This is a genomic window from Spiroplasma helicoides (assembly GCF_001715535.1).
Classification (GTDB): Bacteria; Bacillota_I; Bacilli_A; order Mycoplasmatales; family Mycoplasmataceae; genus Spiroplasma_A; species Spiroplasma_A helicoides.
Genome location: NZ_CP017015.1, coordinates 790,920 through 808,806, shown reverse-complemented (window position 1 = coordinate 808,806; position 17,887 = coordinate 790,920). Strand labels below are relative to the sequence as shown.

15 protein-coding genes and 1 riboswitch are annotated in these 17,887 nt (G+C 27.9%); of the genes, 14 read left to right on the top strand and 1 reads right to left on the bottom strand.

Going from position 1 to position 17,887, the window contains the following annotated elements; translation table 4 throughout:
• Positions 1-333: 333 nt before the first annotated feature.
• The 6 genes from ileS to SHELI_RS03590 all read left to right on the top strand — a co-directional run bounded on the left by ileS (position 334) and on the right by SHELI_RS03590 (position 8,386).
• Positions 334-3,042, top strand: coding sequence for an isoleucine--tRNA ligase (gene ileS, locus SHELI_RS03615; protein ID WP_069116759.1), 2,709 nt, complete (start codon positions 334-336; stop codon positions 3,040-3,042).
• A gap of 13 nt (positions 3,043-3,055) precedes the next feature.
• A complete protein-coding gene (locus SHELI_RS03610) occupies positions 3,056-3,871 on the top strand; it encodes a signal peptidase II (protein ID WP_069116757.1) in 816 nt (271 codons plus the stop codon).
• Position 3,872: 1 nt separating this feature from the next.
• Positions 3,873-4,787, top strand: coding sequence for an RluA family pseudouridine synthase (locus SHELI_RS03605; protein WP_069116755.1), 915 nt, complete (start codon positions 3,873-3,875; stop codon positions 4,785-4,787).
• A gap of 9 nt (positions 4,788-4,796) precedes the next feature.
• Positions 4,797-6,128 carry a hypothetical protein gene (locus tag SHELI_RS03600; RefSeq protein WP_069116754.1) on the top strand — a complete coding sequence of 444 codons (1,332 nt, stop codon included), beginning with the start codon at positions 4,797-4,799 and terminating at the stop codon, positions 6,126-6,128.
• A gap of 21 nt (positions 6,129-6,149) precedes the next feature.
• Positions 6,150-6,626, top strand: coding sequence for a deoxycytidylate deaminase (locus SHELI_RS03595; RefSeq protein WP_069116752.1), 477 nt, complete (start codon positions 6,150-6,152; stop codon positions 6,624-6,626).
• 68 nt (positions 6,627-6,694) lie between these two features.
• A riboswitch (purine riboswitch) is annotated at positions 6,695-6,790 on the top strand.
• Positions 6,791-6,859: 69 nt separating this feature from the next.
• On the top strand, positions 6,860-8,386 hold the full coding sequence (locus tag SHELI_RS03590) for an NCS2 family permease (protein WP_084449251.1): 1,527 nt from the start codon (positions 6,860-6,862) through the stop codon (positions 8,384-8,386).
• Between the two features lie 179 nt (positions 8,387-8,565).
• On the opposite strand, the gene rnhC is transcribed toward SHELI_RS03590, so the two are convergent.
• Positions 8,566-9,462, bottom strand: coding sequence for a ribonuclease HIII (gene rnhC / locus SHELI_RS03585; protein ID WP_069116750.1), 897 nt, complete (start codon positions 9,460-9,462; stop codon positions 8,566-8,568).
• Between the two features lie 104 nt (positions 9,463-9,566).
• Between rnhC and SHELI_RS03580 the strand changes: the two genes are divergently transcribed.
• The 8 genes from SHELI_RS03580 to SHELI_RS03545 all read left to right on the top strand — a co-directional run bounded on the left by SHELI_RS03580 (position 9,567) and on the right by SHELI_RS03545 (position 17,865).
• Entirely contained in the window at positions 9,567-11,192 is a 1,626-nt protein-coding gene (locus tag SHELI_RS03580; RefSeq protein ID WP_069116748.1) for a CvpA family protein, read from the top strand.
• A gap of 3 nt (positions 11,193-11,195) precedes the next feature.
• Entirely contained in the window at positions 11,196-11,516 is a 321-nt protein-coding gene (locus tag SHELI_RS03575) for a holo-ACP synthase (protein ID WP_069116746.1), read from the top strand.
• A 13-nt stretch (positions 11,517-11,529) separates the two neighbouring features.
• Positions 11,530-12,399: a thymidylate synthase gene (locus tag SHELI_RS03570; protein ID WP_069116744.1), complete on the top strand. Its 870-nt coding sequence runs from the start codon at positions 11,530-11,532 to the stop codon at positions 12,397-12,399.
• The gene (locus SHELI_RS03565; protein ID WP_069116742.1) at positions 12,399-12,869 is read left to right on the top strand and encodes a dihydrofolate reductase; all 471 of its coding nucleotides are present in this window, start codon (positions 12,399-12,401) and stop codon (positions 12,867-12,869) included. Before SHELI_RS03570 ends, SHELI_RS03565 begins: the two co-directional genes overlap by 1 nt.
• Positions 12,870-12,874: 5 nt before the next feature.
• Positions 12,875-13,789: a lysophospholipid acyltransferase family protein gene (locus tag SHELI_RS03560; protein WP_084449250.1), complete on the top strand. Its 915-nt coding sequence runs from the start codon at positions 12,875-12,877 to the stop codon at positions 13,787-13,789.
• 20 nt (positions 13,790-13,809) lie between these two features.
• Positions 13,810-15,117 (top strand): thymidine phosphorylase, encoded by a 1,308-nt coding sequence (locus tag SHELI_RS03555; RefSeq protein ID WP_069116740.1) that lies wholly within the window; start codon positions 13,810-13,812, stop codon positions 15,115-15,117.
• 84 nt (positions 15,118-15,201) lie between these two features.
• A complete protein-coding gene (locus tag SHELI_RS03550) occupies positions 15,202-16,428 on the top strand; it encodes a PhnD/SsuA/transferrin family substrate-binding protein (protein WP_069116738.1) in 1,227 nt (408 codons plus the stop codon).
• Between the two features lie 171 nt (positions 16,429-16,599).
• Positions 16,600-17,865 carry a PhnD/SsuA/transferrin family substrate-binding protein gene (locus tag SHELI_RS03545; protein ID WP_069116737.1) on the top strand — a complete coding sequence of 422 codons (1,266 nt, stop codon included), beginning with the start codon at positions 16,600-16,602 and terminating at the stop codon, positions 17,863-17,865.
• The last annotated feature ends 22 nt before the right edge of the window (positions 17,866-17,887 follow it).

The window sequence follows — 17,887 nt, the reverse complement described above, 5'->3', positions numbered from 1 at the left end:
AAACATATGTACAAAAAACTATTGATTAGAATTTTTAGTTTGATAAAATAAAAGAGCATATTATTACATAAATTTATGTTTTTAATTTTCGAATAAGACAACAATTTATAATTTAAACTTCCAGAGAGTTAGTGTTTGGTGTGAACTAACAGTTTAACTATAAATTTATCACTTATTTTAAATGGAGAAGAAAAGAATTCATTTCTTAGTAGAACTCCACGGTGTTCGCGTTATAGAACATGAAAGATGCACAATAAAAATATTGTGTAAATAAGGATGGTACCGCGATCAAACGCTCCTTTTTTAGGGGCGTTTTTTTATTGAAAGGAATATATGGAAAAGAATTATAAAGACACGTTACTTATATTTCAAACAAACTTTGATATGAAGGCTGATTTGAAAAATAAAGAACCACTAATACAAGAAAAATGATTAAAAAATAAAATATATAACAAAAAAATAGAATTAAATAGCAAAAAACAAAACTTTGTTTTACATGATGGTCCACCATACGCAAATGGTGATATCCACGTAGGTCATGCTTTAAATAAAGTTTTAAAAGATTTTATTGTGCGTTGAAAAAACTCAAGAGGTTATAACTCACCATTTATCTTAGGGTGAGATACACATGGTTTACCAATTGAAACAGCGGTTACAAAAACTGGTGTTGATAGAAAGTCAATGCCACCAGCAGATTTTAGAAGTTTATGTAAAGAATATGCGCTAGGTCAAGTTAAAAGACAAGCAGTACAGTTCAGTAGACTTGGTATATTTACAGATTTTGATGTTAAATATATAACTTTGACAAAAGATTTTGAAGCTAGTCAATTAAAGTTATATGCAAAAATGATTGAAAAAGGTTTAATCTACAGAGGATTAAGACCAATATATTGATCACCATCAAGTGAATCTGCTCTTGCTGAAGCTGAGATAGAATATAAAGACATTAAAGGACCATCAATTTATGTTGGATTTCCTGTAAAAAATGATGAACAGTTCACAAATACACAAATAGTAATATGAACAACTACACCTTGAACACTTCCATCAAACCAATTAACTTGTGTTAATGCTGAAATGGATTATGTTTGAGTAAAACCAGCAAATAAAGATGTTAAATATATCTTAGCTAAAAATTTATTAGAAGAAGTTTCAGAAATAGTTGAGTGAGAAAATGTAGAAATACTTGACGAGTTTAAAGGGACTAGATTGAATAAAGTTGAATATCAACATCCTTGATATGATGACAAAAAAGCTTGAATAGTTCTTGGAGATCATGTTAGTGATTCAGCAGGTACTGGATTAGTTCATACTGCTGGAGGATTTGGGGTAGATGACTTTAACATTGTTGTTGAAAACGGAATGGAAGCATTTGTTCCAATTGATGACCAAGGAAAATTTAATGCAAAAATAAATGATAAAAGACTTGAGGGAGTTTTTTATGATGATTCAAACAAGATTGTTGGTATGACTTTAGAAGAAAAAGGCTTAGTGCTTAAATTAAAATTTGTAAAGCACTCATATCCACATGATTGAAGAACAAAAAAACCAATTATTTATCGTGCAACAAGTCAATGATTTGTTAGTTTAGAAAATGTCAAAAAAGAAATTGATAAAGTAATTGTTGATAATGTTACAACTTCTCCACCTTGAGCGAAAGAAAGATTGAGAAACATTATTGCTGAAAGAAATGATTGAACCATAAGTAGACAAAGACTTTGAGGTGTACCAATTATTGCTTTTTATGATAAGGATTTAAATCCAATTTATGATAAAGATGTTGTAAATTATGCAGTAAAAATTGTTCAAGAAAAAGGAACAAATGCTTGATTTGAATTAGATGCAGATGAATTTTTAGCACCAGAAAACAAAGGAAAAGGTTGAACTAAGGAAAAAGATATTTTAGATGTTTGATTTGATTCAGGAAGTACAAATATAGCCTTAGAAGATAACTTTGGATTAAAAAGACCTTATGATGTTTATTGTGAAGGAACTGACCAATATAGAGGATGATTTAACTCATCAATGATTAACTCAGTTGTTTATGATGGAAAATCTCCATATCGTCAATTAATTTCTCATGGGATGACAAATGATGAACAAGGTAAAAAAATGTCAAAATCAATTGGTAATACAGTTGACCCAATTGAATTGTCAAACGATTTAGGAGCAGACATTTTAAGATTATGAGTTTGTTCTGCAGATTATACTGATGATCAAAAATTAGGAAAAGAAATAATTAAACAAATTACTGAATCTTATAGAAAACTTAGAAATACAATTCGTTTTATATTGTCAAATTTAGTTGATTTTAATACTGAAAAAGATTATAAAAAGGAATTGGAACCAGTTGATAAATTTGCTTTACATACTTTAACAGTTAAAAAACAAAAATTTGTTGAACTTTTCGATAGCTTCAAATTTAATGCAGCTTTAAAAGTTTTAAACAACTATGTAATAAATGATTTATCAGCATTTTATCTTGACTTTATAAAAGATATAATTTATGTTTATGGAAAAGATTCTTTGAGAAGAAGACAAGTCCAAACAGTAATGTATGAGCAATTATGAGCACTATTTGATATGCTAAGACCTATATTGCCTCATACAATCGAAGAAGCTTATTTTAATTTGGAAGTTGATAATAAATTAGATTCAGTACATTTATTAGATGTAAAAGAACAAAACTTCTTATGAGATGAAAAAAACCTAGAAATTTGAAATAGTGTTTTAATGCTAAGAGACGATATAAATGAAGCTTTAGAAAAAGCAAGAAATGAAAAAATAATTAAAAAAGGTTTTGAGGCAAAATTAACACTTACTTTAAAACCAGGTTTTGAATATTTAAAAGATATTCAAGATTTACAACAAATCTTAATAGTTAATTCAATTGAATTTGATTCAAAAGTACAAGATTCAAGCAACAAGGTTGCACAAGTTACAGTTGAATTAAAAGAAGGTTTAAAATGTGAACGTTGTTGAGCAATCTATGATGAATTAGTAGAAGATATTTGTCAAAGATGCTATGATGTTATTAAATAAAAGGGTGAAGTAAATGGATAACATTAAAATTTTTTTTAAAAAACACAACTATGCTTTTAGATACAAACTACTTTGATGTCTACCAATTTTAATATTCCTTATAGCTTTAGATTGAATTTCTAAAGCTATTGTTGTTTCTAAAATGGAATATAGTTCAGATCCAGTTAGTGGAGTGCCAGGATTACTAAGATTTAGATATCTTTTAAATCCTGGGGCTGCGTTAAGTATGAATGCAGGTAAACCTTTTGTGGCTATTTTGTTAGCCACATTAGTAACTGTATTTTTAATGGCATTGTGATTATTTTTAAATCAAAAACTTTGGCTACAACCTATTAATTTTATGTTATCAGGAAGTATTGCTAATGTTGTTGGAAGAATTTGAGCGCCAGTTATTCCTGATGGATTTCCAAGTGCAGGAACCAAAGGTGGTGTAGTTGACTTTTTAGAATGAGATTTTAATTTTCTAGGGTCTCAAAGTTATACTTTTAACTTAGCTGATGTTTATGTAAATATTTCAATAGCAGTATTGATAATTGCTTTTATAATTTTTAGTTGAGGAGAAATTAAAGCATACATATACAAAAAACAAGATGTTTTTTATGAAGAGTTTTTAGAATTCAGAGATAGTTTGGCGATTTTAGAAAATAGTTATTTAGAAAGTGTTAGAAAAAAGTCAATTAAAAATCAATTTAGTTTATACAAAAACTATTTACAAAATAAAAAAACATTGAAGAGAAACTGAATTGAACAAAAAAAACTGCTGACACAATCTAAATTGAAAGTTTTAGATAAAACACAAAAAGATAACGATAAAGCTAAGGACTCATAAAATGAAAAAAATACAAATAATAATTGAACAAAACGGCGAAAGAATTGACAAGTTTTTAACAGATTATTTTAAAGAAGAATATGATTTTTCAAGAAGTTTTATTCAAAAAATGATTAGTGAAAATCTAGTTTTGGTTAATCAAAATAACATAAATTCTAACTATAATCTTTTGACAAATGACATAATTGACATAACTTTAAAAGAACCAGAAGAATTAGAAAATAAACCTCAAGACATCGATTTTGAAATTGTTTATGAGGATAGTGATATGCTAGTTGTAAATAAACCTAATAATTTAGTTGTTCACCCAGCTGCTGGAAACCCTGATAACACATTGGTAAATGGACTTTTATTTAAAGTTAAAGACCTTTCTTCTATTGGTGGTGTATTAAGACCTGGAATTGTGCACAGATTAGATAAAAAAACAACCGGTTTAATGTTGGTTGCAAAAAATGATAAAACGCATAAAAATTTAACAAATATGCTTTCAGAAAATAAAATACACAAAGAATATTTAGCACTTGTACAAGGAATTATCGAACCCAATAAAGGTACTATTGATGCGCCAATTGGTAGACATAGAAACGATAGAAAAAAAATGACTGTAACTGATATAAATTCTAAAAAGGCTGTTACTCATTTTGAAGTTTTAAAAAGATTTGAAAAAAACACGCTAATTAGATGTATTATAGATACAGGACGAACACATCAAATCAGGGTTCATATGAATTTTATTAAGCATCCTGTGGTGGGGGACAATTTATATGGTTTTAGAGAAGACCAAAAAAATGAATTTGGACAATATCTACATTCACACAAAGTTTCGTTTAATCACCCTATAACTGGGGAAAAAATGGAGTTTTCTTGTGATTTGCCAAAAGAATTTAATGATAAAATAAAAGAGTTAGAAAAATAGGTGTTTGCAATGGCAATTAGTAACAATGATTTAAAAATATCTTTAATTCATTACTTAGTAAAGGTTGAAAAGTATAAAGTTGACCCAAAATTAAGTAGTGATTTTAATGTTTTTTTATATAATAAAAACTCAATTTATCAAGTTATTTCCATTACAGTGGGAGAAGCATCCTTAGAAATAGAAAATAAAAAAATTGAAAAGCTTTCAATTTCTTTAAAAAGTGCAAAAAGAGAAAAGATTAATGTTCTTAAGATAGCAATTTTTGAAGGAAAACAAGATGGTGTAATTTGTATAACTAGCATTGCTGATGCAAAAGAAAAATTAAAACAACATTTTGCTAAAATCATTAACTTAAAAGAAGTTGAAGAAACAAAACAAAATGATGACGATGAAGAACTATCAGAAGAAGAATTATTAAAAACATTACAAGATCCTAACAGTTCAAGTAATATTAAGCTAAAAAAACTAGCTTCTAGAATGAATTCTAATAGTTTGGTGTCAATTATTTTAATGATTATGTTCTTATTATTACCTATTATTTGCTTTGGTATTGGAATCTATTGAGCACAGTCAGACCCATTGCTTTCTTCAGGACCTGTAAGTTCGCTATTTTTTGGAGCATCAAATAAAGCTCTTACAATCATAGGAAAACAATTTTGAAGGCTATTTACATATGGATTTAATGTTCAAAATTACGGAGTTATAGCTGGAGGTCTACAACTTTTATTAATAAGTGTACCTTGTCTAAAGTTGTCTAAATATACAGAAGGTATAGTGGGTTCATATAAATTTGCACTAGCAATGTTTATTACATATCCGTTAACAGGGTTATTTACATCTGTTTTGATGCCTTCATATATTTTTAGTGGAGTTTCGGTTTTTAGTGCTAGTGTTATTGGGTGTTTGGCTGTAACAACATGAACTAAAAAAAATGATCCAATAACTTTATTTTCTAAAAATAGATTATTTTTCCCTATAATAATTTTAATTTTATATAATTTTTTAGTTAATGATATGGGAGCGATGGTAGTTATAATTGTTGCTATTGGTATCTCTTCATCAATTACACTATTCTTCACATACAATTATTCAAAAGTTGATTTTTACATTGCTTTTCCTTGTTTGATAATTGGGTCAATTATCATTATTCCAATAGTTTTTTGAATAGTTCCTACTTATGGTTTAGCACCAGATGATATTAGTATGGCAGCATTACTATATTATGTTAGAAAAGGGATCTTTAGCAGCGATTATGTAAATAGCATAATTTTTGATGATAATGGATGGAAATACTATGTACAAGATACACCATTAGGTTCTTGATTAAGACCATTCTTATAATTTATAAAAGAGGAAGTTTTTATGAAAAAACGTAGTGATTACATAGATTGAGACACTTATTTTTTAGCAATGATCGAAATAAATGCTATGAGAAGTAAAGATCCCAATACTCAAGTTGGAGCTGTTATTGTTAATGATTTGAATCAAATTGTTTCAACTGGATATAATGGTTTACCAAGAGGTTTAAGTGATGATGATTTTTCTTGGTCAAGAGAAGGAGAATGACAAAACACAAAATACCCTTATGTAGTTCATGCTGAACTTAATGCAATTTTGTCTTCTTCATCAAATTTAAGAGGAACAATTCTTTATACTTCTCAGTTTCCTTGTTATGATTGCTCTAAAAATATCGTGCAAGCAGGAATAGTAAAAATTATTTACTCAGATAATAAGTACCAAGGAACTATTGAAAATGAAGTTTCTTTAAAGATATTAAAATCAGCTAATATAGAATTAGAATTTAAAAAACCAGTGAAAGTTACAATTGAAAAAGAATAGTAAAAACTATTCTTTTTTTATTCATTGAAAATGCATTTACCATTTACAAGAAAATATAATATATAATAAAAATGTAATTAAATGTAACTTATATAATTTGGCATAATGGGCCAAAGTCTCTACGCTAGACCTATCTAGACGCTACAAGTTGCTTTAAGAAGTACTTCATAGGTTATTGTTTAATTACACTCAAAATATTTAATTTTTACTATTCTAAATTTTATGGAGGTTAAATGTTAAACAATAATGATGATGTAAAAAGTAACAAAAAAAATAAATCAGAATTTGTTGAACAAAATATAATTATAAATAGCGCAGAAAAGTCAAAAAAGAAATATGATGAAGACAATAGCTCTTTAGCAAAATTTTTCAAATTCGCAAAATTTAATACAACTTTAAAAAAAGAAATTATTGGTGGAATTAGTACTTTACTTGCAATGATTTATATTTTATCAGTTGAGCCAAGTATCTTAAGTGGTGCTTCAAGTGTTGCTGATCAAAGTGTAAAAATGAATGCACAAGGAGTATTTTTATCAACAGCAATTGTATCGTTTATAGCAACTTTATTAATGGGATTAAGCAGTAATGTACCTGTAGCATTAGCTCCAAGTATGGGGATAAATGCAATGTTTACATATAGTGTTGCATCTAAGGGAATTGGATTTGAAGGAGCATTAATGGCTACAACCATTTCTTCAATCTTGTTTTGTATAATTAGTATTACCAATGTTAGAAAAATACTTATAAAAGCTCTACCAAAATCATTGCATATAGCAATTGGTTTAGGAATAGGTTTTTTTATAGCTTATGTTGGTATTAAAAATATCGGTTGAGTTGCTGAATCTAGAGATGGTCTTCCAAAAGCTGCTTTAAGTGATTTTAAACAAACATACATAGGAATCATCTTAGGAACTGTTGTTGTATTTGCGGCAATTGTTTTGCACTATAAAAAATTTATAGCACCAGTTGCAATTATGATGCTAGCGGGATTTATTATCGCTGTTATAATTGCAAATGTAGTTCCAAAAGGAAGTAACAGTGCTGTTGATCAGGCATTTTCAACCGCAAGATGAAAATCAGATGGATGAGACTATAATCTTCTTTGAAACGGATTTGTACATAACTTAAAAGAAACATATACAAATGCTGGTAATAAAGCTATTTGAACTAGTCCAACTATGTATGTTTCGATATTTGTATTTACAATATTAACATTTTTTGATGCTACTGGAACATTAACTTCTGTTAATGTAATTATTAATAAAAATAGAGAAAAACCAACCGAAATTCCAAAAGCAGCAATGATAATTGATGGGGGAACTTCAATAGCTGGTTCATTAGTAGGGATATCTCATATGGCTGTTTATGCAGAAAGTTGTGTAGGTATTTCACAAGGGGCAAGAACTGGATTTGCATCAGTGATAACTTCACTTGGTTTATTATTAAGTATTGCTTTATTTCCAATTTTTGGAATGATACCAGATTGCATTACTGGCGCTGCAACATTATTTATAGGAATAATTATGATTGGTAATATTACTGAAATAGAATGAAAAAAACCAGAAATTGCTTTATCTTCATTCTTTATAATTTTATTTATGATAATTACTTATAATATTGCAATTGGAATTTGTCTAGGACTATTTGCATATACAATAGGATGTCTAGCAAACAAAAAAAGCAAAGAAATCAGCCCGGTAATATGAATATTTGATGTTATTTTCTTAGTTTGCTTTGTGGCAATGGCTTTCGTTCAGTAAAAGATAAAATTATTTTTATATTTTAAAATAACTTTACAAATTGCTAAAATAAAAGAATTATTTATTTAAAGTTGTAAAATATCTATGTACGCGAATGTGTACGCTCGCTAAAAATTTTATTTGTTTTACATTAAATTAAAAATCCTGTTGAATATTCATATATGTATTCAATAGGATTTTTATTTTTTGATTTCACTATTGAAGTGCAATTTTAAAAAGTTAGCTAAATCATTTGCTTTACTTTGTTTGTACAAATTTACAAGATTTTTAACGTCATTGTTAGCACCCAATTTAATGTTTATATTATATTTTGCTTCTAATTTTTTAATACTTCGTAAAAAGAAATAACGCGCAATTATACTAGCACAAGCAACAGAGACAAACTTATCTTCTGCTTTGGTTATAAATTCCATATTACTTTTCATAACTTTTTCTTGATTTTTTAAGTAATTAAAGTAGTTGTTTGCACCAGCGAATTGGTCCATTACAATTTTGTCATATTCTAAATTGATATTATTTTTTAAAAATGCTATTAAAGTTCTATTGTGCGCAATGGCTTTTAAAACATGTGTATTTTTATAGATGTTATATAGTTCATTGTATTCAAAACAATCCATTATATATATTTCATAAATCACTTTATCTTTAATTAAGTCATATATTTTATAGATATTTTTATCATCTATCTTTTTTGAGTCTCTTAATTTTTTGTATAATTCAGGATATTTGATTATAAAGTCGTTATTAACAAAAGCACAACATGTAACTAAAGGTCCAAAAAAGTCACCAACTCCAGTTTCATCACAACCTATAATTTGTAATTTCTTAGAGTTTGCTCTAACTTCTTTTTTTTCCCTCAAGTTTGGACTGATTAAATTATACTTATTAGCTATAATTTCAGGGTTTAAACCTTGAATCAGAACTGTATTATTTTTATAAATATTAATTGTTTCATTATTTGTTTTTATAAAATAAGCTACACTTGGATTGGTGCTGGATACTAAATATTGCTGATTTTCTCTAATTATTTTTTTGATAGTCTCTATGTTGACATTTTTAATACTTAAGTTACTCATCTATCAATATTTCTCCTAATAAACCAATTATACTTTTAAAAAATATAATTTATCTATATTATTTAATTATTGATATAATTTTTTTAGTTAGGGAGGCATAATTAATGATAGTAAATATAGGACCTTGATGGCTTTATGACATTATTGCTCTCTCTATTATTGTTGGTGGACTAATTTTTGGAATTAAACGTGGTTTTTTTATGACTTTATACATAATCGGAATAGAGTTGATTGCTGTGATTTTGTTAATGTTTATACCAACTATGTTAACAAACGCAACAATTGACCCTGTTATGTCACTTTTAAGAAAAGCAGGTTTAGAAAGTAAATTTGATTCTGTAAGTACGCAGGTAGGTAATGTTTTTAGAAAATTGTTACAAGAGATTGTTGATAGATCTTCTTCAAACGGTGATTTTAATGTTCCTGATTTAAATTCAGAAAGCCTAGGTAGCTTGTTGTTAAAAGTTGCTGCTGGTCTATCTTTATACATAATATATAGTTTTGCAATATTTATCTTAGTTAATATAATTGGTTTTATAGTTTTTGCATGTATAAAAAATAAATTTAGAAAAATCAAAGTTTTGGGATATGCTGACAAAATTCTTGGGGGAATCAATGGATTTGGTGTTGGTATGATTTTTGCTATGATGTTTTCATGAATAATTTCAATGCCTTTTATAGCAACAGAAACACAAAAGTTTGGAACAATGAGTTACAGCCAATTAGATGAAGATCAACAAAATAATTGGGCAAAATATGGAAACTCATATTCTCGGTTTGCATTAAGTCACAAAATGACAACTGATGTACCAGTTGTTAAGTTTGCAGGATATTTATTCTCCAATGCTTGTATTCAAAAATACTTACTAGCTCCAGTGGCAACTATTGGTTCTCAGTTTTTTGAAAAGGGATTTAGTACTGACAGTATAAAATCTGTGCCTCAAACAGTTTTAGAAACTTACTCTGAACTTGTATTGGATGGGTATGCTTCTAAAGATCCCTGAAAAGCACCAATACCAATGTGTATTGAAATTATGCCAAATGATACTAGGGTATTGTTAAGATTTGCAACAGAAATGATGCTATTGCTTTCAAAAGTTATTTCACCATCTGACTCAACAACCACTGAAGGAACTGATCAAAATAGTGGTAACACAACCACAAATAATGCAGATGATGATAGTCAAAATATTTATAGTAATTTACCTTCAACAAAAGATATTTTAAATTCTTTTGAACAATTTAGAACAGAAAAACAAATAGAGTTTAATAAAAATGATACATTGATGAATTTGGATAATTTTACAAGTTATTATAATTGAGCTGGGGATGATGTTACAAAAAACCCATTCTTAAAAAACGTTGCTAATTTAGAAGGCAAAAACGCTAAAGCTTCTGATAAAAAATTAGCTTCAATTTTAAGAGATCCTGTTAGAACTTATAGTTTGTTTAGAAATATCTTTTATGTTAATTGAATAACTTCAGATAACTCATCAGTTCCAGGATTTGTTCCTTCAATTTGATCTTCAAATTTTGTTGCAGATTCACTTGAGTTATCATTTTCACCAGGAATTTATAATTTCTTAACTTCAAGACTTGCCAATGATTGAGATAATTTAAACGAAAATTCAAAACTTCTACTTGGTCAAAAACAAGATGCAAAATATGAAGACTTTAGAGGATTTTGGTTACAATATTACTTTGATTTTGCAAAATTGGAGGACAAATAGTAAATGAAAAATATTGGAATAGATATAGTTCAAGTTAACAGAATAAAACTTGACAAAGATTTTATTGCAAGAATTTTGCATAAAGATGAATTTGAGTTTTTTAACAACATTGTTGATGAGTCTGAAAAAATAAGATTTGTTGCTGGTAGATGGGCTGTTAAAGAGGCAATTTTTAAAGTAATAGATGAAAATATAAGTCCAAAAAATATTTCAATAGGTTATAAAAATAAAAAACCAATTATTTTGAATGATAATCTTCAAAATATAATAATATCAATATCACATGAAAAAGATTATGCGGTTGCAGTTGCACTAAGCTTTTAGAAAGAGGTTGTTTATGAAGCAATATTTGAATTTGGTAAAAGAAGTTTTAAGAGATGGTGAAAAAAGAGAAGATAGAACTAATACAGGAACAATATCAAAATTTGGAATTCAAACAAGATATGACTTAAGAGAAGGTTTTCCACTTTTAACAACAAAAAAAGTTTATTTTAAGGCAGTTGTTCATGAAATGCTTTGATTTATAAAAGGAGACACAAATATTAAATATCTTGTTGACAATAATGTAAGAATTTGAAATGAATGACCATATGAAATTTTTAAAAACTCTACAGATTTTAAAAATGAAACTATTGAAGAATTTGTCCTAAAAATAAAAAATGATGATGACTTTGCTAAAAAGTACGGCGAACTAGGACCTGTTTATGGAAAGCAATGAAGAGACTTCAATGGAAAAGATCAACTTAAGTCACTAATTGGTCAAATTAAAACAAATCCATATTCAAGAAGATTAATAATAAGTGCTTGAAATCCTGCTGAGGTTGATAAAATGGCATTGCCACCTTGTCATGCTTTATTTCAATTTTATGTTTCAAAAGAGGGATTCATAGATTTGCAACTTTACCAAAGAAGTGGAGATATATTTTTGGGAGTACCATTTAATATTGCTAGCTACTCACTTTTATTAACTTTGGTGGCTTTAGAATGCAACTTAACTCCTAGATATTTTATTCACACAATCGGAGATGCTCATATTTATTCAAATCATCTTGAACAAATTAAAATTCAACTTGAACGAGAACCTAAAAAATTAGCTAGTCTAAAAATCAACTTTAAAAATAAGAGTATTTTTGATATTAATTTTGAGGATATTGAATTAGTAAATTATGATAGTCACCCCACAATAAAAGGCAAGGTGGCTGTTTAATGATAACTTTAGTTTGAGCACAATCACAAAATGAAGTAATTGGTAAAGAGGGTAAATTACCTTGAAACATTAAACAAGAAATGCAACATTTTATTGATTATACAAGAGGAAAAACTGTATTGATGGGCAGACTAACCTGAGAATCACTCAAATTAAAACCATTACCAAATAGAAAAAATATAGTAATAACCAGAAAAGGCTTAGATTTTGAACATAAAAATTTAGAAATCAATAATAATTTAGAAATAGTGCTAAAAGACTTTAAAAATAGTTCAGAAGAACTTATAATTATTGGAGGAAAGCAAATATTTGACATAGCAATCAATTTTGCTGATAAATTAGTTGTTAGTTATATTTATGAAAATTACGATGGTGATATATTTGCTACAAAAATACCAGATAATAGCTTTAAAGTCTTAGATATAAAAAAATTTGATGAATTTGAAGTAATAACATATGAAAGGAAATAAAATAAATGCCAACAAGTTTGAAGAACGCTTCTAATGAAAATAACATTGATTTGAAGCAAACAAAAAATGAATTAGAAGTTTCAAATGGAGAAAATGAACAAAAGTCACAACGTAAATTAAAATATCAATTAAGTAAATGAAGACTTTTTTTAAAATTATGATTCTTATGAAGATTAGTTTCAAAAGCTAAAAAAATGACAAAAAGAATTAAAACAGACCCAAACTCATATTCGGAAGAATACCGTTATAACTGAATTAAGAAAAAAGTCGTTAAATTATTAAAAATTCCAAATGTAGCTTTACATGTTTTTGGAATTGAAAATTGACTTGATAGAGGTGTTGTTTTAGCTCCAAATCATCAATCAAATGCTGATCCACTAATTTTGCTTGCAATAAATGATTTCCAATACCAACAACCATTATCATTTATTCCAAAACAAGAACTTTGAACATCAAAAATTTATAAACATTTTATGAATTTAATAGATAATGTTCCTTTAGATAGAAATAGTCCGAGAAGTGCTTTAAGGGCTATGAAAGAAGCTAAAGAATTAATTAACGAATACAAAAGAAGTGTTGTAGTTTTCCCTGAAGGTACAAGAAGTCAAAAAGCAGAGATGAATGAATTTCATGGAGCAAGTATGAAATTAGCACAAATGGCTTATGTGCCAATTGTGCCTGTAACAATTATTGATACATACAAACTTTACTATAAAAGAAAAAAAAGATTGGATATTAAAGTAATTTTTGGTAAACCAATGATGCCAGATAAATTTATATCTATAAAAACTGAATTATTAACTCAAAATGTTAAAAAAGAGGTTCAAAAAAATATGGATAAATATTTAGACTTTGATGTACATTCAGATAAAAATCCACCTAAAAAAGTTGATAAAAAAAGAAAAATCTATTACTACTAGATAGCGCAAAGGAAATTAAAATGAACTTTACTTCAATCATAAACAAAAAGAAAAATAAGATTAATCTTACAAGTAAAGAAATAACTTGACTTGTAGAATCATTTTTAAACGGTCAAATCAAAGACTATCAAATGTCATCTTTTCTAATGGCTGTTTGATTTAATGGAATGAATGATGAAGAGTTGGCTGTTTTTACAGAAAACTTGATTAATTCAGGAATAACATATGATTTAGACGGAGTTGAAGGTCCATTCGCTGATAAACATTCGACTGGCGGAGTTGGTGATAAAACTAGTCTTATATTCGCTCCTTTAGTTGCACATTTTGGTGTAAAAGTATCTAAGTTATCAGGAAGAGGTTTAGGACAAACCGGTGGAACAATCGATAAATTAGAGAGTTGTAAAGGTTGAACCGGAGAAATAGAAGAACAAAGATTTAAAGAAATTTTAAATACTGTTGGTATGTCAATTATGAGTCAGTCAAAAAATGTTGTTCCAGCAGATAAAAAACTATATGCTTTAAGAGATGTAACAGGAACAGTTGATTCTGTTCCTCTTATCGCTTCAAGTATTATGTCAAAAAAATTAATCATACCAGCACAATCAATTATTTTGGATGTTAAGGTTGGAAGTGGTGCTTTTATGAAAGATCTTCAATCTGCTGAGGTTCTGGCAAACACAATGATATCGATTGGGAAATCTCACAATAGAAATGTAAGTGTTATGTTAACAAATATGGATAGACCACTTGGTAGAGCGATTGGTAATGCCATTGAAGTAAAAGAAGCTTGAGAAACTTTACACGGCAAAGGACCAGATGATTTAAACGAACTTTGTGTTACAGCAGCTGCAATTACACTTGTGAATACTAAAAAGTTCAGTTCTCTTGATGAAGCTAAACAAAAAGTTTATGAAGTTTTAAAATCAGGAGAAGCTGCTCATTTTTTAAAGGATTTTGTAGAAGCTCAATCAGGGGATTTTAGTTTAATTGAAAATTATAGTAAAAACTTTTTAACCCTTCATAAAATTGAGGTTGTTGCAAAGAAAGAAGGATATGTCTCATTTAAATCTGCTGAAGGACTGGGTTATTTATCAATGAAACTTGGTGCTGGTAGAGAAAGAGCAGAAGATACAATAGATTTTTCGGCTGGTATTTATTTAAACAAAACAAATGGTGACTTTGTAAAAAAAGATGAAGTTGTAATGACTTTATTTACAAATATATCAAATAACGATGAATTCTTGAATGAAGCAAATGATCAAATAGTTATAAGTGATAAAAAAGATGATACACCAGTTATTTTGAAATTAATATTAAATAGCAATTAAAACCTGTAACAAAAAAATATTACAGGTTTTTTAATATAAAGGTAAAATAATAAAGAATAGATTTAAAGATAATAGGAGAAAGATATGAAAAAAGTTTTATCATTACTTGCATCAATTTCAGTTATTTCAACTTCTGCAATAAATGCTATTGCATGTTCTCAAGGTCAAGATGATTTTGAAATATTATTTGTTCCTTCAGTTAACTCAAGTGAGATATTAAATACAGTTAAACCATTGGAACAAAAATTAAAAGAAAAATTAAAAACAAAAGCTGAAAAAGATGGAAGAACTTTTAATAAAAACGTAGTTATTAATACTTCTACAAGTTACGAAATTGCAGCACAAGCACTTAAAACAGGTAAAGCTGATCTGGCTTTTTTACCTGTAAATACATACTATTCTTATAGAGGTGAGCAAGATAGTAAAACAGGATTGTATAGTGATGAGGGTATTTTATTGTCTTCATCAAGAAATGGTGCTACACCAGACACCACTTTAGAAGAATTTATGGGCTCAGATAAAAAGTTTGACACAAATAAAGCACAAGACCTTATGGATGGCTCAATATCGCTTGCACTATCTAAAAATTACAACAAGTTGACAAAAAGTATTAGTTCAAAAAAGGATGCAGATTCTAAATTACAAGATTCAAATAATCCAGCAACCTATTATAGAACTTATATAATTGCAAATTCAGCTAAATTGCAAAACTTAAACTTTGATTTAGAGTCATTAACAAGTGATAATTACGTAAAAACTTTGAAAGACTTATTTATAAATAATAGTTTTAAATTTACTTTTGGTAAAAGCACAACATCAAGTGGTAGTGTTTTATATCCAATAATGTGATTAAGTAAAGTTGTTGGTTTAACAAATGAAGAAATTCACAATATGTGAATTTCAAGCAATAAGCAAGAAAATTATCAAGATGGTGCTTCAAAAGTCTCAACTGGATCATATGATGCTTCTGTAAATTATAGTGATGCAAGAAGTCAATTGGGTACTGAAGAAGCTGTTGTAGATGCATACAAAAACACACAAATCATTGGTACAAGTAGTGCTATATTAAATGATGGAATAATGTACTCTAAAAAAAGACTAAATGATGAAAAACAATTAAATGATTTAAGAGAGTCATTTAAAGAGTTGGTTGTTTCTGAAAAAGAAATATTTAGTGTATATGAACATACTGGGTATGTAGGACCAGACTCTATTGATAATTCTGATGCGTGAGAAAAAGCACAAGATGAAACAATTACTAAAAGTAATGTTGAGGCTCAAAAGGTTAGAGAAATGATAGAAAATTGATAAATTTTTTATTTTTTTAAAAAATCATAATTTTTATATATAATCAAATTGAGGGTAGTTTATCCATATGCTTATAATGCATAGAAGGAGGTAAATATACTATTAAGAATTTTTTATCTTAATTGGTATTTTGCCTCTTTTTTTTGTAAATAAACTATTCACTCAGGAGGAAAAATGAAGAAATTATTATCTATATTAGGTGTTGTTTCACTTATATCAACTTCTGCCGCAACTTCAGTTGCTTGTGGAAGCTCAGAAGATACTTTGGAAATATTATTTATACCTTCAAATAATTCAACTGAAGTTATAAATACTGTTAAACCACTAGAATCAAAATTAGAGGCTAAACTAAAAGAGCTAGCCAAAAAAGATGGTAAAGAATTTAACAAAAAAATTAACATAAATACTTCTACAAATTATGAAGTAGCATCTCAATCATTAAGAGATGGTAAAGTTGATTTAGCATTCTTACCAATTAACTCATATGCAGCTTATTGAGGTGATGCCAACTCTGAAACTGGTGTTCATGATAAAGCAGGTTTATTATTAAGTGCATCAAGAAATGGAGCAGTTGCAGACACTACATTAAGTGATTTTCAAACTGATAAAAATTTTGATAATTCTAAAGCACTTGCTTCAATGGATGACACAAAATCAAAAAACTTAGCTATTAATTACAACAAATTAGTAGGTCAAGGATTTGCATCAAAAGATGAAGCAAATAAAAAATTGCAAGATTCAGAACACAAAGCAACATATTATAGATCATATATTTATGGAAATGTAGCAAAAATTAAAGATAAAGCTAAAGATAATAAAATATTAGATATTATTAACCCAAGTTCTGCTACAAAAGCAGACGAAGCTTCTTACAAAGATGCATTGAAAGATTTATTCACAAATAAAAGTTATGGTATTAAATTTACATTTTCAGCAAGTAATACTTCAAGTGCTGGAACTCTATATCCAATTATGTGATTAAAAAATGTAGTTGGTTTAGATGACGCTCAAATTAAAGATTTATGAACTGGTAAAAATACACAAAAAGATTATCCAGGTGGAGCATCAAGTGTTTCAACAGGACAATTTGATGTGGCTGTTGGATTTAGTGATATTAGATCAGAAATTAAAGATGAAACAGAATCAATGCAAGCATACAAAAATACAGTAGTTTTAGGTGCATCTGATTCAATTATTAATGATGGAATTATGTACTCAAGAAAAAAATTAGCTGATGCTGATCTTATAAATGAATTGAGAGATGCATTCAAATCATTAGTAACAACTGAACAAGATATATTTAAAATTTACAATCATACTTCATATGTTGGACCAGATTCAAAAGAAGCTGCAAATGCTTGAGAAAAAGCAAATGATGAGGCTATTGAAAAATCAACTAAAGGCTCACAAGAAGTATTAAAAATGATAGAAAATTGATAATAGTATAGATAAGGAGCGAAGA